The following is a 25,430-nucleotide window of genomic DNA, read 5'->3' as shown; positions in this document are numbered from 1 at the left end:
GCGGCCAACCTGTCAATCGTGCCACAGTCCCCTGAACGTTCACCTTGCGGCAGTAAGCGTGGCGCGGCGTACTACCCGGCCGATGGCTGCTGCTGGGTGATGCAGTGGATGCCGCCGCCGCGCGCGAACAACGGCCGCGCCTCGACCGACACGACCGTTCGGCCCGGATACGCCGCGGCCAGGATCTCCCGGGCGACCTGGTCGGCCCGTTCCTCGCCGAAGCCGCAGGCGATCACGCCGCCGTTGACGACGAGGTGGTTGACGTAGTTGTAGTCCACGAAGCCGTCCTCGTCCGTGAGTGCGGCCGGTGCCGGCAGGTCGACGATGGTGAACGGCCGGCCCGCCGCATCCGTCTCCTCGGCGAGAACGGCGCGGAGCTGCCTGGTCACGGCATAGTCCGGGTGGGCCGGGTCGTTCTGCGCGTGTATCAACACCGTTCCGGGCGACGGGAGGGCGGCCACCATATCGACATGGCCGCGGGTTCCGTAGCGCTGCTGGTCCCGGCTCAGGCCGCGCGGCAGCCAGACCAGGCGGGTGGCGCCGAGGGTACGGGCGAACTCGGCCTCGATCCTCGCCCGGTCGACGTAGGGGTTCCGGCCCGGATCCAGTTGAACGGTCTGCGTGGCCAGCACCGTTCCCGCGCCGTCGACGTGAATGCCACCGCCCTCGTTCACGAGCACCGAGGAGATCGCACTCGCGCCAGAGGCGGCGGTGACGAGCCTGCCTACCTCCATGTCTTTGCCCCAGCGCGCCCAATCCTGGGCACCCCAACCGTTGAATGCCCAGTCCACCGCCCCCAGCTGCCCGTCATCACCCAGCACGAAGGACGGGCCGATGTCGCGCATCCAGGCGTCGTCAAGTGGTGCCTCGATGATTTCGATCTCCGCGGAGAGGTACCGCCGAGCGGTCGCCACCTCGGCCGGGTCGACGACCATGGTGACGGGTTCGAATTCGAGGACCGCGTGGGCAACCGCGGTCCAGGTGCCGCGCGCCTCGTCGGCGGAATACGCATCCGTGCCGAGCGTGTAGCCGTCCACCGGGAATGCCATCCAGACCCGGTCCTGCGGCGCGGTCTCCGCCGGCATCAGCCAGGTCACGACTCCCCCGACGTCACCATCGCACCGAACGGATGAGCCGGGTCGACCGGCGTGGTCAGCCCCGCATAGCTGTCCGGCCGTCGGGTGGCCAGGAAGGGAAACAGCTTGAGCCACTCCTCCCGTTGTGCCAGGTCGAGGTCGGCGACCAGCACCGCGGACTCGTCACGGGGAGCCTGCACGAGCACACGACCGTAGGGGTCAGAGATGAAAGAGGAGCCGTAAAAGGTCAGGTCGCCCTCGTCGCCGTGACGATTGGGCACCACCATGAAGAGGCCGCTGGTGATCCCGTTGGCCACGATCACCTGCCGCCAGAGCGGTTGGGTGTCGAACGTCGGGAAGCCGGGCTCCGAGCCGATCGCCGTGGGGTAGACCAGCAGCTGGGCGCCGCCGAGGCCGTACAGCCGCGACACCTCGGGGAACCATTCGTCCCAGCAGGTGGGCAGCCCGATCCGGGCACCGCCCAGTTCCTCCGGCGCATAGACGGGATACGCGTCCTCGGCTGGGCCCGGTCGGAACCAGGTGTCCTCGTAGTAGCCCTCGGTGACCGGGATGTGCAGTTTGCGCGTGCGGCCGAGCAGCCGACCGGTCGGCGAGACCAGGATGGCCGTGTTGTAACCACGCGGGTCCTCCGGTGCATCCTCTGCGTCCGGTCTCTCGTAGAGGGAGGCGTGCACGACGACGCCGTGCAATTTGGCCTGCTCAGCCGCGAAGGTGAAGGTCGGTCCGGTCAGCAGGTCCTCGGCCGTCAGCTTCGGCACACCCTGTGCCCGTGCGTTGCCGGGGTATTTGCGCAGCGTCAGCTCGGGCAGGAAGGCGACGCGGGCACCCTGGTCGGAGGCCAGACGGATGCCCTCGGCCAGCTCCGCGCGCAGCGCGTTTTCGTCGACGTGCCAGCGGTGCTGCACGAGCCCGACCCGGAGCGGCGGCCGGGCCTCGCCCGACGTGCGGGTCAGCGGTTCGGCAATGCCGGGCGCGTTGATCACGAGCATGACGAGACCTCCCTGCGGAATAATTGATCACTTGATCAATAACCGTTGGCTAAAGATATATAGACTCAGGTTTCATGTCAACCGATCCGAGCGCATCGCGGCGCAAAGCACCGATCGAGCGGGCGGCGGAAATCGCCCGCGCCGCCCGGGAGATCGCCCTTGACGAGGGCTTGTCGGCCCTCACACTGCGTGCGGTCGCCTCCCGGATCGGGGTGACCCCGGCCCTGGTCAGTCACTACCAACCGAGCATGGACTCCCTGGTGGCTTCCACTTTCGGGGCGATCGTGGCCGCCGAGATCGGCGAGGTGGCGGAGGAGCTAGCGCTCTGCGAGACAGCCGTGGCGGCCCTGCAGACGCTGATCGACACTCTGCTCGGACCCGAACGCAGCACCGTGACCGCGGTCTGGCTCGACGCCTGGAGCCTCGGCCGACGCCACCCTGCGCTCGCCGTGGAGGTGGGCGTTCAGATGGACGCCTGGCAGGCGTTCCTGGCCGTCCTGCTGAACACCGGCTGCGCGCGCGGCGAATTCCGGGCGATCGACCCGGACGCCGTCGCCTGGCAGCTTTTGGCGATCATCGACGGGCTGAACGCGCACGCCATCGTGCGCTACGGCCATGCACAGCGGCTGCGCGGTCTCGTGCGCACCGTCGCCGAACACGAGCTGGGGCTGCGCTCCGGGGCCCTCGGGCCCGGGGACGACTCCGGCCGCCGACCCGAACCTGACCATCCCCCGGCACCGATCACCGTGCCTGTATGCTAAGCGCATACTTCCGGTCATGGTTCTGCTGTGAACGGACGAGCGCTGGTTGAGACAGTGCATGAGGCCCCGGCGATTCGTCGCCGGGGCCTTTCCCGTTGCGGAGCCGTCACTCAACCCTCGACGTTCTCCGCTGCGGGACGGTCGCTCCCGGCGGCCGACTCCCCGGCGGCCCGGAGCCGTCCCGATTCGCCTTGACAACCCGGCGGCCCCGGAGCACTACGTGACACGATTCCAGCTTCCCTCGACTATGTGCGCACCAGCACGGTCGACGATGCGATCACCCGACTCGAGCGCCATGGTCCGGAGTCCCGGGTCATCGCGGGCGGGCAGAGTCTTCAGCCGATGATGAAGCTCCGTCTGGCCAGACCCGAGTGGCTGATCGACATCAACAAGCTCTTCGAACTGGACTTTGTGCTGCGCGATCGCGGCGGACCAGGCGCCGCTGCCCCAGCCGCCGGTCCTGGCTCCGGACGAGGTCGCCCAGATGCGTCGCCTGGTGCGCCGGATCGCCCTCGCCACGCCGGAACGCGTCAACAGCCGCACCCGGAAGAGCTCCCGGAGCGCCCCGAGGCTGGACCTGCGCCGCACGGTCAGGGCGGCGCAGCACAGCGGCGGGGAACCGGTGCGCCTGGTCTACCGGCGCCGGCGCACGCGACTGCGCCGTTTGATCCTGCTGTGCGATGTGTCCGGGTCGATGGAGCCGTACACGCGGGTTTTCCTGTCGCTCCTGCAGGGTGCAATCGCGGAGGCCGAGGCCGAAGCCTTCATCTTCTCGACCGGATTAACCCGGCTGACCCGTCAGCTCGCGGTGCGCGACCCGGACCAGGCTCTGGCACGGGCTGCCGCCAGCACCCAGGACTGGGCAGGCGGCACCAGGCTGGCAAAAAGCATCCGCCATTTCACGAATGCCTGGGGTCGACGTGGCCTCGCCCGCGGGGCCGTCGTCGTGATCATCTCGGATGGGTGGGCGCTGGACGACCCGGAATCGGTGCACACCCAGATGGCCCGCCTGCGGCGCCTGGCCTACCGCATCATCTGGGTCAACCCCAGGAAGATCGCTTTGCACTACCAGCCGGTGGTGGGCGGCATGGCGGCCGCGTTGCCCTTTGTCGACGCGTTCGTCAGCGGGCACAGCTATGCGGCCCTGGCAGAAGTGGCGGCGGCGATTCGCGCCGACCGTTCGTACCCACACGAGAATACGAGGACCCGTTGATGGACATCAACAGCACGTTCTCCGTCGTCGCACCGATCGACGAGGTGTGGAAGACTCTGATGGACTTCGAACGTGTCGCCGGCTACGTTCCGGGGGCACAGGTGCTGAACAAGCTTTCGGATGACGCCTATCAGGTCGGAATGAAAGTGAAACTGGGTCCGGTGACCATTCAGTACAGAGGTCAGATGACCGTTCTCGAACGCGATGCGACCGCGCACCGCGCCGTGTTCGAGGGGCGCGCTCAGGAGACCCGCGGTCAGGGCACGGCGCAGGCTACGGCCACCCTCACCCTCGTCGAGGCGGAGGGCGAGACCCAGGGCACGGTCAGTGCCGAGGTGGCGCTTTCCGGCAAGGTGGCCGCGATGGGGCGCAGCATCATCGGCAGCGTCACGGACCAGATGATGGCCCTCTTCGCCGAGAACCTGCAGGCCATGGTCACGGGTCCGGCTCCGGAACCGGCGGTGCCTGCTGCCGGGGCCACGACCAGGAAGACCGCCGAGACGGTCAGTGGGACGGGAACCGCGACGGCTCCGCCCGCCGCACCGCCGGCCCGGCCCCTCATCACGACGGCGCCTACCTCCCGGGCGCCGCAGCCGCCCGCCGAGACCAGCCTGAACGCCCTCGATCTGGCCAAGGGCATCGTGATGGATCAGCTCAGCAGCCTGCCCAGGCTACTCGGCGTGATCGCAGCGGTGGCGTTTGTCGCCTATTGGATCGGCCGCCGCGCCGGCGGTCGGTAGACCCGGATGAGCGAAACCGGAAGGGTCACCACCTGTGCGTGAGGTTCTGAACCCGCTGCTGACGGGATGGCAGGCCGGCGGCATTGCCGGCCTGGCCACCGTCGTGCGCACCTTCCAGTCCGCCCCCCGGCCGGCCGGCGCGTCGATGCTGGTCACCGCCGACGGGGAGGTGGTCGGCTCGGTCTCCGGCGGCTGTGTCGAAAGTGCCGTCTACGACCTCGCGACCCAGGTGATCGAGGATGGGCGGCCGGTGCTGGTGCGCTACGGCATCAGCGACGACGACGCCTTCTCCGTTGGTCTGACTTGCGGCGGCATCCTCGACGTCTTCGTCGAGCCAGTCAGCCAGGTGAGCTTCCCGGAGCTGGCCGCTGTGGAGCAGGACATCACCGGATCGGCCCCGGTAGGGGTCGCGACCGTGATCGCGCACCCCGATCCCAGCCGTCTAGGCCGACACCTGATCATCCGGCCGCACGGCTTCGACGGCGATCTGGGCTCCGAACGGGCGAACCGGGCCATCGGCGACGATGCTCGCGGGCTGCTGGCCGCCGGACGCAACCGCACCCTCACCTACGGTCCCGACGGTGAACGACGCGGTGAGGGCATGCGGGTCTTCGTCAACAGCTACGCCCCGCGCCCACGGATGCTGGTGTTCGGCGCCATCGATTTCGCGGCCGCCCTGGCCCGGCTGGCTTCCTTCCTCGGCTACCGTGTCACCGTCTGCGATGCCCGCGAGGTCTTCGCCACGGCGGCCCGGTTCCCGGAGGCCGACGAGGTCATCGTCGGCTGGCCGCACCGCTACCTGGCCGAGCAGGTCGCGGCCGGGCTCGTGGATGAGCGCACCGTCGTCTGCGTGCTCACCCACGACCCGAAATTCGACGTGCCGCTCCTCAAGGTGGCCCTGACCCGCGGCCCATTCGCCTACATCGGTGCGATGGGGTCTCGGCGCACTCACGAGGACCGACTGACCCGGCTCCGCGAGGCAGGTGTGGGCGAGGCGGAGCTGGCAAGGTTGCACAGCCCCATCGGGCTGGATCTCGGCTCCCGAACCCCGGAAGAGACGGCCGTGTCCATCGCCGCGGAGATCATCGCCGAGCAGTGGGGCGGCACCGGAGAGCCGTTGGGCAGCCTGGCCGACCGGATCCACCACGACGACCTGGACGAGCCGACCTCGGTGTAGCCGCCGCCCTACTCCCGCATCCCGAAGCGGGCGTAGATCGGATGCAACCACCTCGGCGCCCACCAGAGGCCCTTCTCGAGCGAGGTCATCACAGCGGGAACCACGATGGTGCGCACGAGGGTCGCGTCCAGCAGCACGGCCACGGCGAGGGCGACGCCGATCTGTTTCATCTGCAGCAGATTGCCGGTCGCGAACCCGGCGAACACGATCACGATGATCAGGGCCGCGGAGGAGATGATCCGGCCCGAGCTCTGCAGACCCGTCTCGATAGCGAGCCGCGTGGCCTCACCCGCCTCGTAGTGCTCCTTGATCCGGGCGAGCAGGAACATCTCGTAGTCCATGGCCAGGCCGAAGCCGAAGGTGAGCACGAGGGTCAGAACCAGAGGGTCCACCCCGGCGATCGTATCGGCATCGAAATCGAGCAGGCCTGCGAGATTTCCCTCCTGGAAACCCCAGACCAGGATGCCCACGGAGGCGCCGAGCGAGATGACGCTGATCACGAGGGCGGTGAGCGGGATGACCACGGAACCGGTCATCAGGAAGAGCAGCAGGAACGTGGCCCCGGCGATGATCAGGGCAGCCCAGGGCGCGCCGGCGACCAATGAGTCGACATAGTCGACCGACGCGGCATCCGTGCCGCCGACCCAGTGGTCGAAGTCGGGCCGGTAGTCCCGGATCTCCCGCACAACGGCCGGGCCCGCGTTCTGGTCGACGCCGACGCGCGACACCCAATGCCCGTTCACCAGGGCCGGTGGTGTCGTGCCGGTGACGTTCGGCAGCGTCGCCACCTCCTCGGCCCAGGCCGCGGCGGACGCCTCATCGGTGTCCGAGACGAGCTGCACCAGCGGGGCCGTGGCGAGGGGGAAGTGGTCGTTCAGCGCCGTGACGAACCCGTACTGGGTCGAGGCCTTCGGGATGGCGTCGGCGCCGCCGCTGGACACGTTGATGTTTAGCGCGGGGCTGCCGAGCAGGAGGAGCACGGCGATGCCCCCGAGCGCCACGAGCACGGGCGCCCGTTGCACGCGGCGAGTCAGCCGGGAGAAGACGCCCTCCCGGGGGGCGACGTCGCCGAAACGGGTCAGGAGGGGACCGAGGCCGGGGATGCGGGTCAGCAGGCCCGGCTTCAGCAGCCGTTCGCCGAAGTACCCGAGCAGAGCCGGCACAAGAACGAGCGCCGTCAGGATGGCGATCAGCACCACGGAGACCGCGCCGATGGCGATGGCACGGATGATCGTCGGTTCGAAGACCAGCAGGCCCACCGTGGCGATGGCGAAGGTCAGACCGGAGTAGAGCACCGTGCGGCCGGCCGTGTCCGCCGTGATGCCCACCGCCTGCAGCATCAGCTCGTGACGTTCCGTACGCGTTTCGCTGTCGCCGGCCCGCTCCACGAGTGCCCGGAACTCCTCGCGGAACCGGCTGACGATCAGGAGCCCGTAGTCGATGGAGAGCCCCAGCCCGATCACGGTGATGACGTTGAGCACCGTGGTGTCGATTTCCATCAGGTAGCTGAAGCCGAAGAGGGCCCCGAGAGCGCCGGCGATCGACGCCAACGCCCCGATCAGCGGGATGCCGGCCGCCAGGAATCCGCCGAAGATGACCAGCATCACAAGGAGGGCGATCGGCAACGCGATCAGCTCGCCCTTCTGCAGGTCGGCCTCGGCGACCGCCACCAGGGATTCCACCAGGAGCGGGGTTCCGCCGACTTCCACGGTGGCGTCCGGCTCAAGCTGCCGGACCTCGTCGGCCGCCACGCCGAGCCGTTCTTCCACCTCGCCCAGCAGGTCATCACTGAGGTCACCGTCTGGTGCCACCATCTGGGCGTTCAGCAACAGTCCGGTGCCGTCGGGCACCAGGAGAGGCATCGCAGCCGGGTTCGGCGAGCCGTCAGGGAGCGGTGGGATGGCGAGCGGGTTGATGACCTCTGATACCCCGTCGACTTCCAACAGGTCGGTCGTGGCCGCGGTGAGGATCAGGCCCAGGTCCGGGGCGGACAGGTCGACGTCGTGGATCAGCAGAGAGAGAGATTCCGTGTCTGCGCCCTCGGTGCCCTGCAGCAGATTGGCTGCCTGGCTGGCCTCGCCTTCAACGGTGGGTCCGGCGCTGGAGAGCCGCTGGAAAAGGTTCTCCCCCGTCACCCCGATCAGTGCCGTCGCCACGCACGCGGCGATCGTGAGCGCCCAGAGCAGCAGAGAGGTGAACCGGTGACGGGCGATCAAAATGCCCAGTGTGCGCAGCATGGCAGAAGTCCTCCGGTCTCAGGCGGCTACCGCCAAATTACTCCACCCGGCGCCGACGGACCGACACCTGTCGGGTGCCGGGACACACCGCGGGAGGTGTACGCTCGGAGTTATGCCCCGTATACCTATGGGGGTATAGTCCGGGTTGGCCTGATCGCTGCCACTTGGGACGAACGTGCGCCGCAAGATCCTTGTCGGTCGAGTCCGGGGCTCTGCGACAACTTCATCCCGAACGAATTCGACGGAGATTCTGCTCTAAACAGCGCCCGTGGGCTAAAAAACGGGAGTTTGACCTAAAATCTCCGTCGAATTGGTTCGAGACCGGAGACGACCAGGACTCACACTCACCTACGATGCCTCGTCGACGATGCCGATGAATGCGTTGCCGATGCCGTCGACCTCGGTGCGACTGAGGCCGGCGGCGGCATCTGGGAGTTCCTCGGATCCGTGGTAGTCACAGGTCAGATAGGTGAAGGCGGGCCACCACTTCTTGGGACGCGCGGCTTCGGAGAACCCGCAGACATCACAACGTAGTTCCACCCAGACCGGCTTCTTGCCGGTGCGGTTGGCCCGAGACTGCACGAGCCACGCCGGCGGGTTGCGCTCGATCTCGGCCAGTTCAGCCTCCGACATCCGGGAGGGCAGTTCGTGGCGCTGCGCCATTTCGATCGGGATATCCAGGCGCAGGGCGGCGATTCGTCGGGTAATCATCTTGACCAAGGATAGGCGTTCCCGGGCCGGGTAGCCTCGTCGGCTACGGCACTCCCTGCGTCAAACTCGACTTTCTCGACCCGTCGACGTCGGCCGAGGCCCGGAGCACCAACGGTGCGATCACGGTGGGGCTGCCGGCGGACGGGGTGACCTACCGGGTGGACGCCCGCGCGACCAACGGCGAGAGTGACAGCGGGTCGGTCCCGAGCGACTCCTCTTCCCGCCGCTCCATCACCGCGGCGACCGCCAACGGGAAGGTGACGGTCGAAGCCCGCTGACCGGTCGAAGGGGCCGCCCATGAAACACTGGGGTATGCGCGATATCGTCTCCCCCCTCGGCCTGCTGCTCGACGTGGACGGGCCGATCGCCAGTCCGGTGTCCCGGACCATCGCCATACCGAGCATCATCACGGATCTGATCAGCCTGGCCGGAGCCAACGTTCCGATCGCATTCATCACCGGGCGGTCGTCGACATTCATCCGCGAGAAGGTTGTCGCGCCCCTCCGCGCAGCCGGACTGCCCGAGTCGATGCGCATGTACGGGGTCTGCGAGAAGGGAGCCGTCTGGTTCCCGATCACTGCCGCGGGGATGGGCGAGATCGTCGTCGATGACAGCGTGGCCCTGCCGACCGCCGCCGTGGATATGCTGCGCAACCTCGTCGTCGACGGGTTCAGCGACACGATGTTCTTCGACGAGACCAAGCAGGCCATGGTCTCGGTCGAGCAGCGCACGGATGCCGACCACGGCCGGTACCAGGCCGCCGCGGTGGAGTTCAACGAGGCCGCATTCGGGGTGATGGTTGAACTCGGGCTGGGCATCCGTTTCGGTGATCGAGTCGTTCCGGACCAGGCCGGCACCGTGGGATTCCGGATCGACCCGACGATCATCTCGACCGACATCGAGTCGGTCACCCTGGACAAGGACCGCGGCGCGGAGCGGGCGCTGGCCTTTTTCTCCGAATCGGGAACACTCCCCCGGGTCTGGCGCTCGGTCGGCGACTCGCGCAGCGACTACCTGATGGCCGACCACCTGCATGCCGCCGGCTATGACGTCTCGCATGTGGATGTGCGGCCGTCCGACGGTATCCTCGAGCGCCCCTACCCCGTGATCGTAGAGGGGTCCCTGATCCACGACGCGGCCGGCGCAGAATTCCTCCGGTACTGGGCCGACAAGCTGGGCCTGCGCGAAGCGGCTACTCCGAACTGAAGCGGATGCCGTCCTGCAGGCGGCTCCGCAACTCGAACACCTTCTCGAAGCTGCCGCGGTCCATTCCGGGCAGCCCGCTGCGCAGCACCCCGATCAGCCGTGACCTCGGCAGCGTGATCACGGTCGGGCGCCGGCCACGTCCGGGGACCGTCAAAGGGTCAGTCAGGGCCTCGTCGGGCAGCACGACCAGCACAGCGGTGAACCTCACCCGCAGCGACTTCGCCAGAGCCCGCACGACACCCTCGACGTCTTCGATCGGACGAACATCGGGGCCGAGGGCGTCACCGACGAGCTCCCCGCGCCGAAGCTGCACCGGCCCGCCCCAGTCCTCGGACAGGACCGCGAACAGTCCCGCCGGGCCGAGCACGACGTGATCGACCTTGCCGCCCTGCATGCCGGCAGACACATCATGCCAGGCCGTGAAGCCGATCCCGAGGGCGGAGACGAGTTGCGCCGTTGATTCCTCGGCCAGAGCCTTCGCCAGCCAATGCCGGATCTCCCGCGGCGCCGAACGGATCAGCGTCGGGGCATACGGGTCATCGATAGAGGTTCCGCGCCCGGCCCATTCCCGAAGCAGTTCGAGGTAACGCTGGCGCGCCTCCCCACCCGGATGGCCGTACATGCGCGCGCGCGGCCCAGCCTGCGTGGCCTGCCCACGGCCGGCTCCGGAGGCGTAGGCGGGGCGCTCCGGCTCGGGGAACGCGTACGGGTACCGGCGGCGGTCATAGTCGGCGCGCCCCTCCGGGGTTCCCACCCGCTCCCACGCGATCTGAACGAGGTGGAAGGCGGCGGCGTCTCCGCCGACGTCCGGATGCGTGTGGCGCAGCAGGCGACGGTAGGCACGACGAAGTTCGTCGTCACTTGCCGACGGGCTGACGCCGAGTACCTCGTAGGGCGACGCCGCGGTCGGGCTATCTGACATCCAGCGTTCTCTTTCAGCGTTAGTGCGGCCGGCAATGGAACAGCCAGCCAATCGTTCCCTCACACTACCGACCCTGGCTGGCATAACACCGGATGCGCCCCGGGCCTCGGCCCGCAGAGACCCGATTTAATGGCACGATCAGCATATGACGACGCACGGCCAACGCCTCCACCGCTCGAGTACCCGACTTATCGGCATGTTCGCGGTGGGTGTCGTCGTCGCTGTTCTGGCCGGGGTGTGCGGGAGCTGGACCCTGGCTCCGATCGCGGGCTGGGCGGCCGCCTGCGTGACGTATGTCACCTGGGTGTGGATCACCATCGGCCCCATGGACAACCAGAACACGGCCAGCCATGCCACCCGGGAGGATTCGTCCCGAGGTGCCGCCGACATCCTGATTCTTCTCAGCAGCCTCGGCAGCCTCGGCGCTCTGGTGTTCCTGCTGGTGGGGACCGACACCAGCTCGGTCACCGCACGGGGAATCCTGGCGGCGGCGGCGGTGCTCAGCGTCGGACTCTCCTGGATTCTGGTGCACACCCTGTTCACGCTCCGCTATGCCTCGCTCTACTACTCCGGGCCCGACGGCGGGGTGGATTTCAACCAGGCGGTGCCACCGAGTTACGGGGATTTCGCCTACCTGGCCTTCACAATCGGGATGACTTTCCAAGTGTCAGACACCAGTCTGCAAACGCACGCAATTCGGATGACGGCGTTGCGCCACAGTCTGCTCTCGTATCTGTTCGGCTCGTTCATCTTGGCTACCCTGATCAACCTGGTGGCCGGCCTGTTGCGCTGACGAGGCCCGTCAGTCGGCAAACTCCCGGACCGGGCGCACAGTGCTCCCGCCGAAGACGACCACCCACACGCCAGCGTCGCCGTCCACGGTCAGCCCGTCGGGGTAGCCGGCCGCGGCCGGAAAGCCGGCACAGGGAAATAGGCCAGGGAACCGGCCATCCGAGTCGCAACCGCCCTCGTTCATCCCCAGGCCGGGAACATTCGAGAGCACGTCCAGCTTGGTGACCGTTCCCGCGGCGTCTTCGAGCGCGAACCCTCGTTCGAGCGCGAGAACGGATCCGCCGACACTTCGGGGCCGGAGGGCCGCCGCGATCAAGCCGACATGGTACCGGGGGCTGCGACCTAGTCGCGGAGGATCTGCACCGGGATGGCCACGGCCAGGGAAACGCAGAGGATGCCGCTGAGGAAGATCGGCAACTGCCAGGCCGTCACCTCGAACGCGAACCCGAACAGCCAGAGACCGAAGACGAAGATGGCCATTGCGACGGTGAAGGCGACGGCGTTCATGGTGCGATCCTTTCGAGCGATGCCCGCACTGCACGCCGGGCCGATGAGTCGAGCGTACCCGGTCGAGCGTCAGACCGTCGACGGCGCCCCGACGGGCTCGATGAGTTCCGGACCGTCACCGCGCACCGGGGCGACCTCGTGATAGCTCAGGCTCTCGACGGTCTCCCGGGCGGCGGCCACCGCGGCGTCGACCAGGGCCTGGTCACCCGGAGTATGGGGGTCGAGCCACTGGTCCCACCATTCTTCCGCCAGGATCACGGGCATCCGGTCGTGGAGGGCGGCCAGGGGACCCTCGGCGTCCTGGGTGAGAATCGTCGCGGACAGTACCCACCGGGCCGGGTCGTCGTCGGCCAGGGCCGGATTGCGCCACCAGGAATAGAGGCCGGCGAAGGCCAGTGGAAGACCGTCGTCTGAGTGGATGAAGTACGGAGTCTTCACGGTGCCGTCCGTGTGCCACTCGTAGTAGCCCGTGGCCGGGACCAGCGCGCGCCGGGAGGCGACCGAACTCTTGAAGGTGGGCTTCTCCGCCGCCGTTTCGGCACGGGCGTTGAAGGTGGCGAAGGACGACTGCAGCTCGGTCGCGAATGAGGGGACCAGGGACCAGCGCGCGCCCTCGAGCCGGCGCACAACCGGCCCGGCCTTGGCTGACTCGAGCACGATCGGGATCTTTTCGGTGGGTTTGATGTTCCACGACGGTTCCGGCAGGTTCTCGCCCTCGTGCTCGACGTCGAACATCGCGGCGAGATCGGACGCCGTGTCCGTGATGATGAATCGACCGCACATGGAGACAGGTTACTACCGGACGCCGACACCCCGGCCTGAGAGCGCAGACCGTGCCGGCCATCCGCTAGCGTCGATTCCGGTGTCGGCGAGGCGCAGGAGCGAGGAAGACCGTCAATGGACGAGCGGAACATGCAGGATCGGTACAGTGCGGATGTACTTTCCCCCGGCTGGCGGGACGCTGGCCGGAAGGTCATTCCGACGCAGGAAGCCATGCCCGATCTGGTCGTCGAAGAGGTCGCGACCGGTTTTTGCGGTGCCGTGGTGCGGATCGAGAAGAAGATCGTCACCCTGGAGGACCGCCACGGTCAACTGCGCCTGTTTCCGCTCGGCGGCGGATTCTTGATTGACGGCGAGCCGGTGGTGCTCGTCGTCCCGGTCAGGGCGGCGCCGCAGGGCCGCGCCCGCACCGCCTCGGGATCGATGGCCGTGCGGGATGCCCCGGCGCGGGTGGCCCGAGCCAGCCGCATCTTCGTCGAGGGCCGGCACGACGCCGAGCTTGTGGAGAAGGTCTGGGGAGCCGATCTACGGATCGAGGGGGTCGTCGTCGAGTACATTGAGGGCGTCGACAACCTCGAGGAGCTCCTGCAGGAGTTCCGCCCGGGACCCACCCGGCGGGTCGGGGTGCTGGTCGACCACCTGGTGCCCGGATCGAAGGAAAGCCGGATCGCCGACGCCGTGGCGCGCGGACCGCACGGCCGGAATGTGCTCGTGGTCGGGCATCCATATATCGACGTATGGCAGTCCGTGAAGCCGAACCGCCTGGGAATCACGACGTGGCCCGCGATTCCGCGCAGCATCGAATGGAAGCACGGGATCTGCGAGGCCCTCGGCTGGCCCCACGAGGACCAGGCCGATATCGCCCGGGCCTGGCAGCGGATCCTGGGTCGGGTGCGCACATTCGCCGATCTGGAGCCGCAACTGCTGGGCCGGGTGGAGCAGCTGATCGACTTCGTCACCACCGAGTAGTGCAGGGTGCGCCCTGATCGGGTCATAACCTGCAATCAACGTAACGCTTTGGAACCGAATTGGCACGGAATCTGGATGCACCGCGGCGATGTGGGCTAGGGTTGACTCAGTAGTTGTAGTGCTTGCACGTCTTATAACGCGGTGACCTCGGTCGCCGCGGCGTATTCCTTTCGGAAGCGGACGACGAATACCGCGACGAACGGCCTCGAAAGTCGGGGCCTTTCTAACACTCCTGGAGGAGTTTCATAATGGCAACAGGTACCGTGAAATGGTTCAACGCTGAAAAGGGCTTCGGCTTCATCGCTCCCGACGACGGAAGCGCCGACGTGTTCGCGCACTACTCCGCGATCGCATCGAACGGCTACAAGTCGCTCGACGAGAACCAGAAGGTCGAGTTCGAGGTAACCCAGGGCCCGAAGGGTCCTCAGGCCGAGAACATCCGCGCCCTCTAAAGTTCGCAACTGCTCAACTAGCGAGGCGGCTTTCCGAGTCGCATAGCTCACGAGCTTCGACAACGCCCCTGCTTCGGCAGGGGCGTTGTCTGCGTCAAGCGAACTATTTGACGAGGTCCTGCCAGCCGTCACCGTCGACGTACTCGAAGATAAGGTTAGTCTCGGTGTGCGCAACCGCCGGATGCTCCGCCAGATGCTGCAGGACGAAGTCACGCAGGTCCGACGCGTCCGCCGCGGCCACGTGCAGCAGATAGTCGTCGGCGCCGGCGGTGTGGAACAGGCCGATCACCCCGGGCCAGTGCGGCGCCGCCGCCCGGAACGCGTCGATCTGCACGCGGGCGTGCTTGACCAGACGAACCGAGATCAACGCCTGCAGGGACGCGCCCAGCGCGGCCAGGTCGATATTCGCGCGATAGCCTCGGATGTGCCCCAGCTGCTGCAGCCGGCGCAGGCGTAGCGACACGGTCGACTCGGCGACGCCGATCTCCGCGGCCAGCGCCGCACCGGAGGCACGGGCGTTGACGGACAGCGCACGCAGGAGCGCCCGGTCGACCCGGTCGATTTCGGCTTTCTTCGGTTCCATCGGCCTACTCTTTCTTCCGTGAGCAGTTTATGCGAAAGCTTTCGCTGATTCGCAAGGGTCTGCAAGGATGATTGCGCCGTGCGGCAGAATCTGTTTGTGTCTGTGCATGACGCCAACGCTTCCGCTGCCGCCCCTGCCTCCCCGCGGACCTGCCCTGCGGCCATCGGCCCCGCACCCAGACACGGTTGCCGTGCACGGCGGGATGGCCGGGCTGACAGCGGCCGGTTCGCATGTGCCCGTGATCGACCTCTCCACGACCAATCCGCTGGCGGGAGTCGAGTGCGGCGGGGACTCCTACGAGAACCTCGCCACCGGAGGTACGATCCGCGAGGGCGATTCCGCGGTGTACCAGCGACTCTGGCAGCCCGGAGTCGCCCGGTTCGAAACGGCGCTGTCGGCCCTGGAGGGCACCGAGGGCACCGTCGCCTTCGCGAGCGGAATGGCCGCGCTGGCGGCCGTGCTGATCGCATCCGTGGCCGGCGGCACGCCCCACGTGGTGGCCCTCCGGCCGATCTACGGCGGTACCGACCATGTGCTCGCCACCGGGCTGCTCGGTACGACTGTGTCGTGGGTCGATCCCGACGGGGTTGCCCAGGCAATCCGGCCGGACACCGGGCTGGTCATTCTGGAGTCCCCAGCGAACCCGACGCTGGCGCTGACCGACATCCGTGCCGTGGTCGCGGCGGCCGGCAGCGTGCCGGTGCTGGTCGACAACACGTTCGCCACCCCGGTGCTTCAGCGCCCGGTCGATTCGGGCGCCACGCTGGTGCTGCACAGTGCGACCAAATTCCTGGGCGGCCACGGAGACGTGATGGGCGGCACGGTCTCCGGCCCCGAGCACTGGATGGTGCGCCTGCGCCAGGTGCGGGCCCTGACCGGCGGTGTGCTGCATCCGTTCGCCGCGTATCTGCTGCACCGGGGGCTGCGCACGCTGCCGGTGCGTGTGCGCGCCCAACAAGCAACCGCCGGCGCCGTCGCGGAGCGCCTCGCGGGTCACCCCGCACTGGCCCGGGTACTGTACCCAGGGCTGCCCGGGCAGGACCCGCTGGGGCTTTTGGGCCGTCAGGCGAACGGGGCCGGGTCTATCATCGCCCTCGACCTCGCGGGCGGTTTCGATGCGGCCGTGCGCTTCACCGAGGCTTGCACGCTGATCACGCACGCGGTCTCCCTCGGCGGCGTGGACTCGCTCGTGCAGCATCCGGCCTCCCTGACCCACCGCCCGGTCGAGGCCGGCGCCCGGCCCGGTGCCGGGATCGTGCGCCTTTCGATCGGCCTCGAGCACGTCGACGACCTGCTCGCCGACATCCTCGCCGCCTTGGACGTAGTGATGGACGTCACTCCCGACGGGGCGAAGGTCGTGGTGCCGAACACCGCGGCCGCCGAACCCCAGGACGCCGTCGCCTGAGAGGCCGATTCGGTCGAGAGTAGCCGTTCAGCGGGTCACTCCCGCCCGGAACGGGCACCCGCGACGCTCAAATGCGGTTCCGCCGCGGGTCAGCTGCGGCCGAGGCGGCGGCGGAGCAGGTCGATCCGTTTTTGCAACTGGGTGACGCTGGCCTGTGCGACGGCGGGCCCGCCGCACTCGCGCCGGAGTTCGGCGTGCACCATGCCGTGGGGTTCGCCGGCGAGCTTCGACCACATGCCCACCAGACTCGCCAGCAGCGTGCGCTGCTCCTTGAGCGTGCGATAGAGCGGTGGCGGGTCCACCGGGGCGACCTCGCCGGTGACGGGATCCTTGCGTCGGTCGGTGGAGCGCTTGGCTTGCCGGTGCTGGCGCTGACGCAGCAGCTCGGAGACCTGCTCAGGCTCGAGCAGACCGGGGATGCCGATGAAGTCGAACTCCTCGTCGGTGCCCGGTTCCGCCAGCTCGCCGAACTCGTCGCCGTTGAACATCACCATGTCGAAGGTGGCCTGGGAATCGATGGCCTGCCAGGTGAATTCCTCGCCGAGGTCGTCGGAGGCCTTCTCCGACTTGTTGGCGTCGGCGACCATGGCGTCTTCGGGGTTGTACATGCCGTCGTCGCCGTCGTCGTCGTCGCGGTTGCTGCGGTCGAGGGCGTGGTCGCGCTCCAGCTCGAGCGCGTTGGCCAGGCTGAGCAGGCTGGGCACATTGGGCAGGAAGATGGACGCCGTCTCACCGCGGCGCCGGGCCCGCACGAACCGGCCGATGGCCTGCGCGAAGAAAAGCGGTGTGGAGGCGCTGGTCGCGTAGACGCCCACGGCCAGGCGCGGCACGTCGACCCCTTCCGACACCATCCGCACGGCCACCATCCAGCGCGAGGTGTTGTGCGCGAACTCGTCGATCCGGTCGCTCGACTCCTTCTCATCGGAGAGTACGACGGTCACCGACTCCCCCGAGATCTCCTGCAGGATGGCCGCGTACGCGCGCGCCATGGTCTGGTCGGTGGCGATGACGAGGCCACCAGCATCCGGGATGCCGTGGCGCACCTGGGTGAGGCGCAAATCAGCGGCGCGCAGCACTGCGGGGATCCACTGCCCGGTGGGTTCCAGGGCGGTGCGCCAGGCCTGGGAGGTGATGTCCTTGGTGTTACCCTCGCCGAGTTTGGCTTCCATCTCGTCGCCGGCGCGGGTGCGCCACTTCATATGCCCGGCGTAGACCATGAACATGACCGGGCGCACGACGCCATCTTCGAGGGCCCGGCCATACCCGTAGTTGTAGTCGCTCTGGGACAGACGGATGCCGTGCTCGTCGGGCAGGTAACTCACGAACGGGATCGGCGAGGTGTCAGATCGGAACGGGGTGCCGGTGAGCGAGAGGCGGCGGGTGGCCGGCTCGAACGCCTCCCGGATTGCGTCACCCCAGCTCAGCGCGTCCCCGCCGTGGTGCACCTCGTCCAGGATTACAAGGGTGCGGTTGGACTGGGTCAGCTGCCGGTGCAGCGCCGCCCGGCTGGCCACCTGGGCGTAGGTGACGGCAACGCCGTGGTAGTGGTTGCCGTAGCGACCGTTGGCGTTCTTGAAGTTGGGGTCGAGCCGGATGCCCGCCCGCGCCGCGGCATCCGCCCACTGGCGCTTGAGGTGCTCGGTGGGCGCGACCACCGTGATGCTGTCGATCAGTCGGCGGGCCTTCAGCTCGGCGGCGAGCCGCAGAGCGAAGGTGGTCTTGCCGGCGCCCGGTGTCGCCGCGGCGAGGAAATCACGTGGCTGGTGCACGAAATACGCTTCCAGCGCTTCCGCCTGCCAGGCCCGCAATTTGCCGGCCGTGCCCCACGCGGCACGCTCCGGGAACGAAGGCGAGAGATGCTCGGCTGCACTCGTCCCCTGGGCAGGACCGAAAGGGGGTGGAGTATTCACGTCATACGAACTTACCCGGTGAACGGACTGCCGTGATGCGGGGGGAGAATGGAGCAATGACGACGCCGATGCATCCGTGGTCCCGCTATGTCGCCCTCGGGGACTCCTTCACCGAGGGGGTGGGTGATCCCGAGCCGACGAGTCCGGGTGGGAACCGGGGCTGGTCGGACCGGGTCGCCGAGGTGCTCAGCCAGGGCACACCGGACTTCGCCTACGCGAACCTCGCCGTGCGGGGCAAGCTGATCCGCCAGATCAGCGTGGAACAGGTGGAGACGGCGCTTGCGCTGCATCCGGATCTGATCACCTTCTCCGGGGGCGGCAACGACGTACTCCGGCCGGGATCCGACCCCGACCTCATCGCCGCCAGGGTCGAGGAGCAGGTGCTCCGGCTGAGTCGCGATAACGCCACCATCGTGCTGTTCACGGGCGCCGATGTGGGCTTCTCCCCCGTTTTCCGTGGTATTCGGGGCAAGATCGCGATCTATAACGAGAACCTGCGCGCGGTCGCGACGAAGTATGACTGTGTCGTCGCCGACCTCTGGTCGCTGACCGAGATTCAAGATGCCGGCATGTGGTCTGCGGACCGGCTGCACCTGAACGCCCTCGGCCACCATACCGTCGCCCGGATGGTGCTTTCCGATCTCAACGTGCCCAATGCCCTCGAACCCCGGAAGCCCGAGCCAATGCCAGGGCGCACCTTCCGGGAGGCCCGCACGGAGGACATGCAGTGGGCGCGGGAGTACCTGTTGCCGTGGGTTCTGCGCCGTATCCGGCACCAGTCCTCCGGCGACCACGTGCTGCCCAAGCGCCCAGATGCCCGGCCGTTCAGCCAGCCCAGGCACTAGACCGGCTCAGCGGCGGCGAGCCCGCGCCGCCCGGCGTCCGGCCGACGGTGTCCGGTCACCAGCGTCCGGTCACCAGCGTCCGGTCACCAGCGTCCGGTGTCGAACCAATTCGACGGAGATTCTGGGGAAAATGCGGGTTTCCGATTGATTACGGCCGAGTTTGAGAAAAAACTCCGTCGAATTCGTTCGGGCAACGGGGCTACGGGGCGGAGCGCGAGAGGTGGGCCCGAACCCGACAGGCGCTGCTTCGGATCCGGCCGGAATGTGGCTAACTCAGGAGATCCGACCGGCTGGGGCGGGCATCGTTACCGGTTCGGCACTGGTCCGCAGTGGCCGGTGAGTGCGGGCGACGGATGTCCTGAGTTGGCCACACGCGCGGGCTCGGCCCGGCCTCACGTGCGACTAGCCCGCGGCCAGCTCGGCCGGGTGGGTGAAGCGCCAGGCGGCACCCGGGTCGGTCAGCTCGCGCTCGAGCACCAGCGGCACGCTCACCGTGGTCTCCCCCACCTGGAAGTCGATCGCACCGGCCGAGTCGCCGACCTCCCCGAGGGTGACCGGGCGCGCCGCCGGGACGGCCGTGATGGGCGTGTCCGACCAGACCACGGCGAAGGCCGCCTCCGCGGCGACCGCCCGACTCTTCTGCCCCCACTGGGTGGCGTAAGTCGCGTAGGCGGCACCCTTGTCGGCCAGGCTTACCGCGCGGAAACCGGGTTCGACGCTGTCGAGCAGGTCCACGATCGACGCATTCAGCTCGGGATGAGTGTCGCCGCCGAGCATGACGCCGACCAGGGTGATGGTCTCGCCGCCGACCGTGAAGTCGGCCGAATACAGGAGGCAGGCGCCTGCCTCGTCCGTGGTTCCGGTCTTCATCCCGGTGACACCGTTGGAGCCGAGGAGCTTGTTGGTGTTGGTGACCGTGCCGACGGTCGGCAGGTCGGACGTCTCCATGGACACGATCTCGGCCAGGACGGAGTCGGCCAAAACAAGCTTGCCGATCTTGACCAGGTCGCCCGGGCTGCTCACGCTGGCCGGCGACAGCCCACTGGTGTCGGCCACCGCGGTGTCGGTCAGACCGTTCGCGGCCAGCCAGGTTTCAGCCTCCGCCAGGTAGGCATCCACGGAACCGAATGCCCAGATCGCCAGTGAAATGCTGTAGTTGTTCGCGGAGGGCAGGAGCATGGCCTCGAAGGCCTCACGCTGGCTGAGCACCATGCCGGCGGACACGGGCGCGACCGAGCCGTCCTCGGCCAGCACGTCGTAGTAGATGTCGACGTCGTCGTCGGTGAACCGGATGTCCGGGCCGGGCTCGTTCAGGCTCAGGGGTTTCTCCTCGAGCAGCACGAGTGCGGTGACCATCTTCGTGATGCTCGCGATCGGCATCGATTCCTGGTCGCCGGTGGAACCGAGCAGCCCCGGGTAGCCGACCGCACCGATGGCGCCCGCACCGGCATCCGGCCAGATCAGCTCGGCGGCCGGCTGGGTGAGCGCGGCCGGTTCGATCAGTTCGACGGCCGCGGCCGGCACCGGGGCCAGCCCCGTGCCGGCCAGGTAGCCGACCCCGCCCAGGGTGAGAACCAGTGCCGCCGCGAAGGCAACCCGACGGCGAAGGAACGTTTGGCGTCGGGTCAGTGGCATCCGACGACTCTACCAAGCGCCCGCGTTCAGACGCGCAGAGCGTACAGCGCGACGGCGCTGGCCGAGGCCACATTGAGCGAGTCGACGCCGTGGAGCATGGGGATCGTCACGACGGTGTCGGCGGCCGAGAGAGCCTGGGTGCTGAGCCCATCGCCCTCGGCGCCGAGAATCAGGGCCAGCCGTTCCGGCGCGTTCCCGGCGAACTGCGGGAGGCTGACAGCGTCGTCGGACAGTGCCAGGGCCGCGAGGTGAAAACCGGCCCCGTGCAGCATCGGGGCGGCCTCGCTCCATTCCGGCAGTCGGGTCCACGGCACCTGAAGCACCGTGCCCATGCTCACCCGCACACTGCGCCGGTAGAGCGGGTCTGCGCAGCGCGGCGTGATCAGGACGGCGTCCGCGCCGAGACCGGCGACCGAGCGGAAAATGGCGCCCACGTTGGTATGGTCCACGATGTCCTCGAGGATCACAATGCGCCGCGCGTCCCGGATCACCTCGTGCACCGGCGCCAGATCCGGACGGTGCATCGCCGCCAGCGCACCACGGTGCAGGTTGTAGCCGGTGAGCCGTTCGAGAACGGATGCCGCGCCGACGTACACGGGCACGTCCGGCCAGTCCGCGAGCAGCGGCAGCACGTCGGGCAGCCACTGCTGCTGCAGTAGCACGGACCGCGGGCGGTGGCCGGCCGCGAGGGCTCGGGTGATGACTTTGCTGGACTCGGCGATGTACAGCCCGCCGGCCGGTTCGGAGACACGGCGGAGCGCGACATCTGTCAAGCGCGAGTAGTCGGCGAGACCGGGCAGGTCAAGGTTTTCGATGGGGACGATCTGCACAGCGGGACGCCTTTCACGGGGATGATCCGTCCAGCCTGCCAGTTCCCTCCCCCAGTCGAAAACCGGCGAGTTTAGACTCGGTGTACACAGGATGGAGCTCCATGACCACCGAAACGCTTCCGGTCGCCGTCGGCGCCGCTGCCGCCGCTCTGGATGCCGTGGCCGAGGTGCTCCGCGGTCGCCACATCGCGGTGCTGACCGGAGCCGGTCTGAGCACCGATTCCGGCATTCCCGATTACCGTGGGAAGGGTGCCCCCGTGCGCACCCCGATGAACTTTCAGACCTTCGTCGGCGACGAGCGGGCGCGCAAGCGTTATTGGGCCGGCAGCCACCTCGGCTGGCACCGGTTCCGCTCTGCGGAGCCCAACCTCGGGCACCGGTCCCTCGCCCGGCTGGAGCAGAGCGGACTGATCAGCGGGGTCATCACGCAGAACGTGGACGGCCTGCACACCCGCGCCGGGTCGCGGCACGTCGTGGACCTGCACGGGTCGTTGGACCTCGTCGTCTGCCTGGACTGCGGTCAGGCATTCGGCCGCGACAGTGTGGCCGCGCGCCTCGAAGCGGCCAACCCGACACTGATGACACCGGGCGACGTGCGCACAGCCCCCGACGGCGATGCGGAGGTGTCCGACATCGACGGTTTCACCATTCCCGACTGCACGGTCTGCGGCGGTATGCTCAAGCCCAACGTCGTCTTCTTCGGCGAGCTGGTGCCGACGGTGAAGTTCACCGAGGCAACGGCGCTCGTCACCGGTGCGGAGGCCCTGGTCATCGCCGGCTCGTCCCTGTTTGTGAACTCGGGCATCCGTCTGCTGGAACAGGCCCGGCGCCGCAAGCTGCCGATCGTCGTGATCAACCGCGGCGAGACCAAGGGCGACGGCCGGGCACTGCTCAAGCTGGAGGCGGGCACGTCGGAGTCGCTGGCGGGGCTGGCCGACCGCCTCGCCGGCGCACCGGCGTGAAACAGGCCCGGTCCACCACCACCCCCACCCCCGCGACAACGGAAACGGCAGGATGACCAGACTTTCGATCGTGCGGCACGGACAGACCGAGTGGAACCTGCACACGCGGATCCAGGGCAGCACAGACATCCCCCTCAACTCGACCGGCCGGGCGCAGGCCGCCGAGGCAGGCCTGAGGTTGAGATCCCGGCGCTGGGACACCATCGTGACGAGCCCTCTGGACCGTGCCCACGAGACGGCCCGGATCATCGCCGGCGAGCTCGGCTTGCCGAGCCCGGAGGTCATCCCGGAGCTCACCGAGCGCCATCACGGCCAGATCGAGGGACTCACGTTCGCCGAACGACAGCGTCGCTTTCCCGACGACGTGCCCGTTCCCGGCCTCGAGACGCGCCAGGAGGTGCTCGACCGGGTGCTGCCGGCCTTCGGGCTGCTGGCCGCCGCGCGCCCCGGACAGTCTGTGCTGGTCGTCTGTCACGGCGGGGTGATCGGAACCCTGCTGCGCCATAGCACGGCCGGGGAACGGCCGCGCCAGAACGAGATCATCGCCAACGGCTCGGTGCACGACTTCGTCTGGCGGGACGGTCGGCTGGGGCTGACGCATTTCGACGCCACCCAGCGCGGCCGAGCCGAGAACACGCACTACACAGGCTGAACCGGCTGCTCCGCGTCGATGCCGGGGCCCGTAGCCGTCTCGGTCCGCGTACCGGAGTCATCCGCGGTATCGGTGCCGGTGAGCAGTTCCAGGAGCCGCCGGGCCGAATCGCGCCAGGTGAAGCGTTCCGCCTCGATGACGGAGGCTGTGGAGCGGGCCGCCCACTCCCCCGCGCCCAGCCGCCGCACGGCCAGGGCGAGCGCGTCGGTGCTGGCCGGGTCGAAGTAGAGCGCAGCGTCGCCGCCGATCTCGCGAAAGATCGGGATGTCGCTCACCACGACGGGGATGCCGAGGCTCATCGCCTCGACGAGCGGGATGCCGAAGCCCTCGTCCAGAGACGCCGTGACCAGCGCGGTCGCGGAGCCCAGCACCCGCAGGTACTCCTCGTCGGTGACGCCGTTGTGGAACACCAGCGTCGCCTGCGGCGCCAGGGCGGTCAGGCGTTCCCGTTCCTGGTCGCTCACCTGGCTCATCAGGTGGAGCTCATGGCCCGGTAGTTCCGCGGCTGCGCGCACCAGAGTGTCCACGTTCTTGTACGGCATGAACGAGCCCATGTAGACCAGGCGACCCGTTTCCGCAGCGGCACGTCCGGCGGGCGGCGTCGACCGCGTGTCGGCGGCGTTGTGGATGACCGTGACCGGCCGCCGCGTCAGACGGTTGTCCCGGATCAGGTCCCGGGTAGTCTCGGAGACGGTGACGACGCCGTCGGCCCGGTTCAGGAGCATCCGCTGCGGCCACCACGATAGGTGATACAGCCGCCAAGTCAGGCGCAGCAAACCGGGCAGGTCCCGCGGCGGGGTGCGATTGCGGTAGTAGATCAGGTCGTGCACGGTGAGGAGCAGCCGGTACTTCCGGCCCCAGGATCCCATCGTCTGCATCGGAGAGAACACGACGTCGGGCTTCAGCTGGTTGATCTGGAGGGCGATGAACGGCTCCCGGATGCTGGTCGGGGCACTCACGAGCTGCCAGGGCAGATCCGGAAGCAGGTCGAGCTGCCGGTGGTCATTGATCAGCATGGTGACCGGGTGGAGCTTGCCCAATTCCGTGACCAGCCCGGCCGTGTACCGGCTGATGCCGTCGTGCCGGTCGAATCGGGTGTAACGGCAATCGAAGACGATTCTCACTTCGTCTCCCTTGCGCTGAGGAAGCGGCGCAGGGCGTCCGCCGCCTGCGCCGGCACCTCGTAGTGGATCAGGTGGCCGACGTCGGGGATCACCTGCAGGGTGGCATCGGGAAACAGCTTCTGCAGCCGGTATTGCGCTGCGACCGGCGTGATGTCGTCTTTCTCCGCCGCGATCAGCAGCGTGCGCTGCGGGATGCGACCGGCGAACTCGCTGACGTCGGAGCCGACCGATGCGGTGAAGGCTTCCAGCACAACCCGGCGATCCGCGAAGGCGGAGAAGTAGCGGTCGTGCTGGTTGTGGATCCAACGGCGCAGCTCGGGGTCCCCCGTCTTCGCCATGGTCACGCTCATCACGCGGACGATGACGCGGTTGCGCAGCAGGGCAAAGCCGAGCCGTTCGGGCAGACGCGCGGCCACCCGGTAGTAGAACACCGCCAAGCGGGTGAGGATGCCGCGCGGCCCGGCCAGGGCAGGTGCGGCGATGGGGTTCACCAGAACCACGTCGTCGGCGTGCAGTCCCCCTGCGACGGATGCCGCGACGATGATCGACCCGAACGAGTGCCCGAGCACCACCCTGCGCCCGGTCAGACCCAGAGCTGCCACGAACTCGGCCAGCCACCGGCCGTAGCCCGCGATGTCGTGTCGGCACCCCTGGAGCACGCCGGACTCGCCGAAACCGGGAAGGTCCGGTGAGATCATGCGGAATCCAGGAAGCTGGGCGACCACGGGCTCCAAGCCGTGGTGGTCGCCGCGGAAGCCGTGCACCATCACGATGGTGGTGTGCGCGGTTGGATCGCCGTACTCCCAATACCGCGTTTCGCTGCCCAGCACCGGGACGTCCCGGACCCTGACAGGGATCCGGACGAGCTGCGAATCGTAGGGCGAAGGAACATTCATCGTCCCAAGTTTAGGGCGGCCGACGGCTGTCGCCG

At 68.2% G+C, this 25,430-nt stretch carries 27 protein-coding genes and 1 pseudogene; 14 read left to right on the top strand and 14 right to left on the bottom strand.

What is annotated here, in order from left to right:
• Window positions 1–71 precede the first annotated feature (71 nt).
• Both E3O54_RS11540 and E3O54_RS11535 read right to left on the bottom strand, forming a co-directional pair.
• Window positions 72–1,097, bottom strand: coding sequence for an agmatine/peptidylarginine deiminase (locus E3O54_RS11540; RefSeq protein ID WP_104102107.1), 1,026 nt, complete (start codon window positions 1,095–1,097; stop codon window positions 72–74).
• Window positions 1,094–2,086, bottom strand: a complete 993-nt coding sequence (locus tag E3O54_RS11535) for a nitrilase-related carbon-nitrogen hydrolase (RefSeq protein WP_134401636.1) — start codon at window positions 2,084–2,086, stop codon at window positions 1,094–1,096. The genes E3O54_RS11540 and E3O54_RS11535 overlap by 4 nt, the downstream gene beginning before the upstream one ends.
• A gap of 74 nt (window positions 2,087–2,160) precedes the next feature.
• Here E3O54_RS11535 and E3O54_RS11530 point away from each other — a divergent pair, with 74 nt between their 5' ends.
• The 5 genes and pseudogenes from E3O54_RS11530 (at window position 2,161) to E3O54_RS11510 (ending at window position 5,977) form a co-directional block, all read left to right on the top strand.
• Window positions 2,161–2,847, top strand: a complete 687-nt coding sequence (locus E3O54_RS11530; RefSeq protein ID WP_134401635.1) for a TetR/AcrR family transcriptional regulator — start codon at window positions 2,161–2,163, stop codon at window positions 2,845–2,847.
• A 249-nt stretch (window positions 2,848–3,096) separates the two neighbouring features.
• Window positions 3,097–3,204 (top strand): annotated as a pseudogene (locus tag E3O54_RS16965) (xanthine dehydrogenase family protein subunit M); the annotation flags it as partial.
• Between the two features lie 52 nt (window positions 3,205–3,256).
• Window positions 3,257–4,060, top strand: coding sequence for a VWA domain-containing protein (locus tag E3O54_RS11520; RefSeq protein WP_241976881.1), 804 nt, complete (start codon window positions 3,257–3,259; stop codon window positions 4,058–4,060).
• Window positions 4,060–4,800 carry an SRPBCC family protein gene (locus E3O54_RS11515; RefSeq protein WP_134401634.1) on the top strand — a complete coding sequence of 247 codons (741 nt, stop codon included), beginning with the start codon at window positions 4,060–4,062 and terminating at the stop codon, window positions 4,798–4,800. The genes E3O54_RS11520 and E3O54_RS11515 overlap by 1 nt, the downstream gene beginning before the upstream one ends.
• A 34-nt stretch (window positions 4,801–4,834) precedes the next feature.
• The gene (locus E3O54_RS11510; RefSeq protein WP_134401633.1) at window positions 4,835–5,977 is read left to right on the top strand and encodes an XdhC family protein; all 1,143 of its coding nucleotides are present in this window, start codon (window positions 4,835–4,837) and stop codon (window positions 5,975–5,977) included.
• Window positions 5,978–5,985: 8 nt separating this feature from the next.
• Here the strand turns inward: E3O54_RS11510 and E3O54_RS11505 are convergent, their stop codons facing one another.
• Both E3O54_RS11505 and E3O54_RS11500 read right to left on the bottom strand, forming a co-directional pair.
• Complete coding sequence (locus E3O54_RS11505) at window positions 5,986–8,214, bottom strand: MMPL family transporter (RefSeq protein WP_134401632.1); 2,229 nt, start codon at window positions 8,212–8,214, stop codon at window positions 5,986–5,988.
• A gap of 348 nt (window positions 8,215–8,562) precedes the next feature.
• Window positions 8,563–8,925, bottom strand: a complete 363-nt coding sequence (locus E3O54_RS11500) for a hypothetical protein (RefSeq protein ID WP_134401631.1) — start codon at window positions 8,923–8,925, stop codon at window positions 8,563–8,565.
• A 125-nt stretch (window positions 8,926–9,050) separates the two neighbouring features.
• Between E3O54_RS11500 and E3O54_RS16390 the strand changes: the two genes are divergently transcribed.
• The gene (locus E3O54_RS16390; protein ID WP_166805247.1) at window positions 9,051–9,203 is read left to right on the top strand and encodes a hypothetical protein; all 153 of its coding nucleotides are present in this window, start codon (window positions 9,051–9,053) and stop codon (window positions 9,201–9,203) included.
• A gap of 19 nt (window positions 9,204–9,222) precedes the next feature.
• Window positions 9,223–10,131: a hypothetical protein gene (locus E3O54_RS11495; protein WP_241976880.1), complete on the top strand. Its 909-nt coding sequence runs from the start codon at window positions 9,223–9,225 to the stop codon at window positions 10,129–10,131.
• Here E3O54_RS11495 and E3O54_RS11490 read toward each other — a convergent pair.
• Window positions 10,118–11,053: a DnaJ domain-containing protein gene (locus tag E3O54_RS11490; RefSeq protein WP_134401630.1), complete on the bottom strand. Its 936-nt coding sequence runs from the start codon at window positions 11,051–11,053 to the stop codon at window positions 10,118–10,120. The two genes, E3O54_RS11495 and E3O54_RS11490, sit on opposite strands and share 14 nt — an antisense overlap.
• Window positions 11,054–11,198: 145 nt before the next feature.
• Here E3O54_RS11490 and E3O54_RS11485 point away from each other — a divergent pair, with 145 nt between their 5' ends.
• The gene (locus tag E3O54_RS11485) at window positions 11,199–11,846 is read left to right on the top strand and encodes a DUF1345 domain-containing protein (protein ID WP_241976878.1); all 648 of its coding nucleotides are present in this window, start codon (window positions 11,199–11,201) and stop codon (window positions 11,844–11,846) included.
• Between the two features lie 9 nt (window positions 11,847–11,855).
• Here E3O54_RS11485 and E3O54_RS11480 read toward each other — a convergent pair whose 3' ends face one another.
• From E3O54_RS11480 to E3O54_RS11475, 3 genes are all read right to left on the bottom strand, one after another.
• Complete coding sequence (locus E3O54_RS11480; protein ID WP_134373686.1) at window positions 11,856–12,161, bottom strand: hypothetical protein; 306 nt, start codon at window positions 12,159–12,161, stop codon at window positions 11,856–11,858.
• A 26-nt stretch (window positions 12,162–12,187) separates the two neighbouring features.
• Complete coding sequence (locus E3O54_RS16385) at window positions 12,188–12,352, bottom strand: hypothetical protein (RefSeq protein WP_158250294.1); 165 nt, start codon at window positions 12,350–12,352, stop codon at window positions 12,188–12,190.
• 69 nt (window positions 12,353–12,421) lie between these two features.
• Window positions 12,422–13,135: an SOS response-associated peptidase gene (locus E3O54_RS11475; RefSeq protein ID WP_134342869.1), complete on the bottom strand. Its 714-nt coding sequence runs from the start codon at window positions 13,133–13,135 to the stop codon at window positions 12,422–12,424.
• Window positions 13,136–13,264: 129 nt separating this feature from the next.
• On the opposite strand from E3O54_RS11475, the gene E3O54_RS11470 reads away from it, so the two are divergent.
• Together E3O54_RS11470 and E3O54_RS11465 are read left to right on the top strand one after the other, a co-directional pair.
• On the top strand, window positions 13,265–14,101 hold the full coding sequence (locus E3O54_RS11470) for a DUF3097 domain-containing protein (RefSeq protein WP_104102232.1): 837 nt from the start codon (window positions 13,265–13,267) through the stop codon (window positions 14,099–14,101).
• Window positions 14,102–14,349: 248 nt separating this feature from the next.
• Complete coding sequence (locus E3O54_RS11465) at window positions 14,350–14,553, top strand: cold-shock protein (protein WP_035840308.1); 204 nt, start codon at window positions 14,350–14,352, stop codon at window positions 14,551–14,553.
• Window positions 14,554–14,656: 103 nt separating this feature from the next.
• Here the strand turns inward: E3O54_RS11465 and E3O54_RS11460 are convergent, their stop codons facing one another.
• Window positions 14,657–15,136, bottom strand: coding sequence for an Lrp/AsnC family transcriptional regulator (locus E3O54_RS11460; protein WP_104102139.1), 480 nt, complete (start codon window positions 15,134–15,136; stop codon window positions 14,657–14,659).
• 106 nt (window positions 15,137–15,242) lie between these two features.
• On the opposite strand from E3O54_RS11460, the gene E3O54_RS11455 reads away from it, so the two are divergent.
• Window positions 15,243–16,541: a PLP-dependent aspartate aminotransferase family protein gene (locus tag E3O54_RS11455; RefSeq protein WP_134373682.1), complete on the top strand. Its 1,299-nt coding sequence runs from the start codon at window positions 15,243–15,245 to the stop codon at window positions 16,539–16,541.
• Window positions 16,542–16,630: 89 nt separating this feature from the next.
• On the opposite strand, the gene E3O54_RS11450 is transcribed toward E3O54_RS11455, so the two are convergent.
• The gene (locus E3O54_RS11450) at window positions 16,631–18,451 is read right to left on the bottom strand and encodes a DEAD/DEAH box helicase (protein ID WP_134401629.1); all 1,821 of its coding nucleotides are present in this window, start codon (window positions 18,449–18,451) and stop codon (window positions 16,631–16,633) included.
• A gap of 56 nt (window positions 18,452–18,507) precedes the next feature.
• Between E3O54_RS11450 and E3O54_RS11445 the strand changes: the two genes are divergently transcribed.
• Window positions 18,508–19,296: an SGNH/GDSL hydrolase family protein gene (locus E3O54_RS11445; protein ID WP_104102147.1), complete on the top strand. Its 789-nt coding sequence runs from the start codon at window positions 18,508–18,510 to the stop codon at window positions 19,294–19,296.
• 402 nt (window positions 19,297–19,698) lie between these two features.
• On the opposite strand, the gene E3O54_RS11440 is transcribed toward E3O54_RS11445, so the two are convergent.
• Window positions 19,699–20,931: a D-alanyl-D-alanine carboxypeptidase family protein gene (locus E3O54_RS11440; RefSeq protein ID WP_104102150.1), complete on the bottom strand. Its 1,233-nt coding sequence runs from the start codon at window positions 20,929–20,931 to the stop codon at window positions 19,699–19,701.
• 26 nt (window positions 20,932–20,957) lie between these two features.
• Window positions 20,958–21,761 carry an RNA methyltransferase gene (locus tag E3O54_RS11435; protein WP_104102152.1) on the bottom strand — a complete coding sequence of 268 codons (804 nt, stop codon included), beginning with the start codon at window positions 21,759–21,761 and terminating at the stop codon, window positions 20,958–20,960.
• Between the two features lie 101 nt (window positions 21,762–21,862).
• On the opposite strand from E3O54_RS11435, the gene E3O54_RS11430 reads away from it, so the two are divergent.
• Complete coding sequence (locus E3O54_RS11430; RefSeq protein ID WP_104194042.1) at window positions 21,863–22,723, top strand: Sir2 family NAD-dependent protein deacetylase; 861 nt, start codon at window positions 21,863–21,865, stop codon at window positions 22,721–22,723.
• Between the two features lie 52 nt (window positions 22,724–22,775).
• Entirely contained in the window at window positions 22,776–23,375 is a 600-nt protein-coding gene (locus E3O54_RS11425; protein ID WP_134401628.1) for a histidine phosphatase family protein, read from the top strand.
• Here the strand turns inward: E3O54_RS11425 and E3O54_RS11420 are convergent.
• Both E3O54_RS11420 and E3O54_RS11415 read right to left on the bottom strand, forming a co-directional pair.
• On the bottom strand, window positions 23,363–24,499 hold the full coding sequence (locus E3O54_RS11420) for a glycosyltransferase family 1 protein (RefSeq protein ID WP_134401627.1): 1,137 nt from the start codon (window positions 24,497–24,499) through the stop codon (window positions 23,363–23,365). The genes E3O54_RS11425 and E3O54_RS11420 overlap by 13 nt on opposite strands.
• The gene (locus tag E3O54_RS11415; RefSeq protein ID WP_134401626.1) at window positions 24,496–25,395 is read right to left on the bottom strand and encodes an alpha/beta fold hydrolase; all 900 of its coding nucleotides are present in this window, start codon (window positions 25,393–25,395) and stop codon (window positions 24,496–24,498) included. The genes E3O54_RS11420 and E3O54_RS11415 overlap by 4 nt, the downstream gene beginning before the upstream one ends.
• Window positions 25,396–25,430: the final 35 nt, after the last annotated feature.

This window comes from Cryobacterium sp. TMT2-4, assembly GCF_004402575.1.
Taxonomy (GTDB): domain Bacteria; phylum Actinomycetota; class Actinomycetes; order Actinomycetales; family Microbacteriaceae; genus Cryobacterium; species Cryobacterium sandaracinum.
Note: the sequence above shows the minus strand (reverse complement) of the source record. Positions and strands in the feature narration are given on the sequence as shown.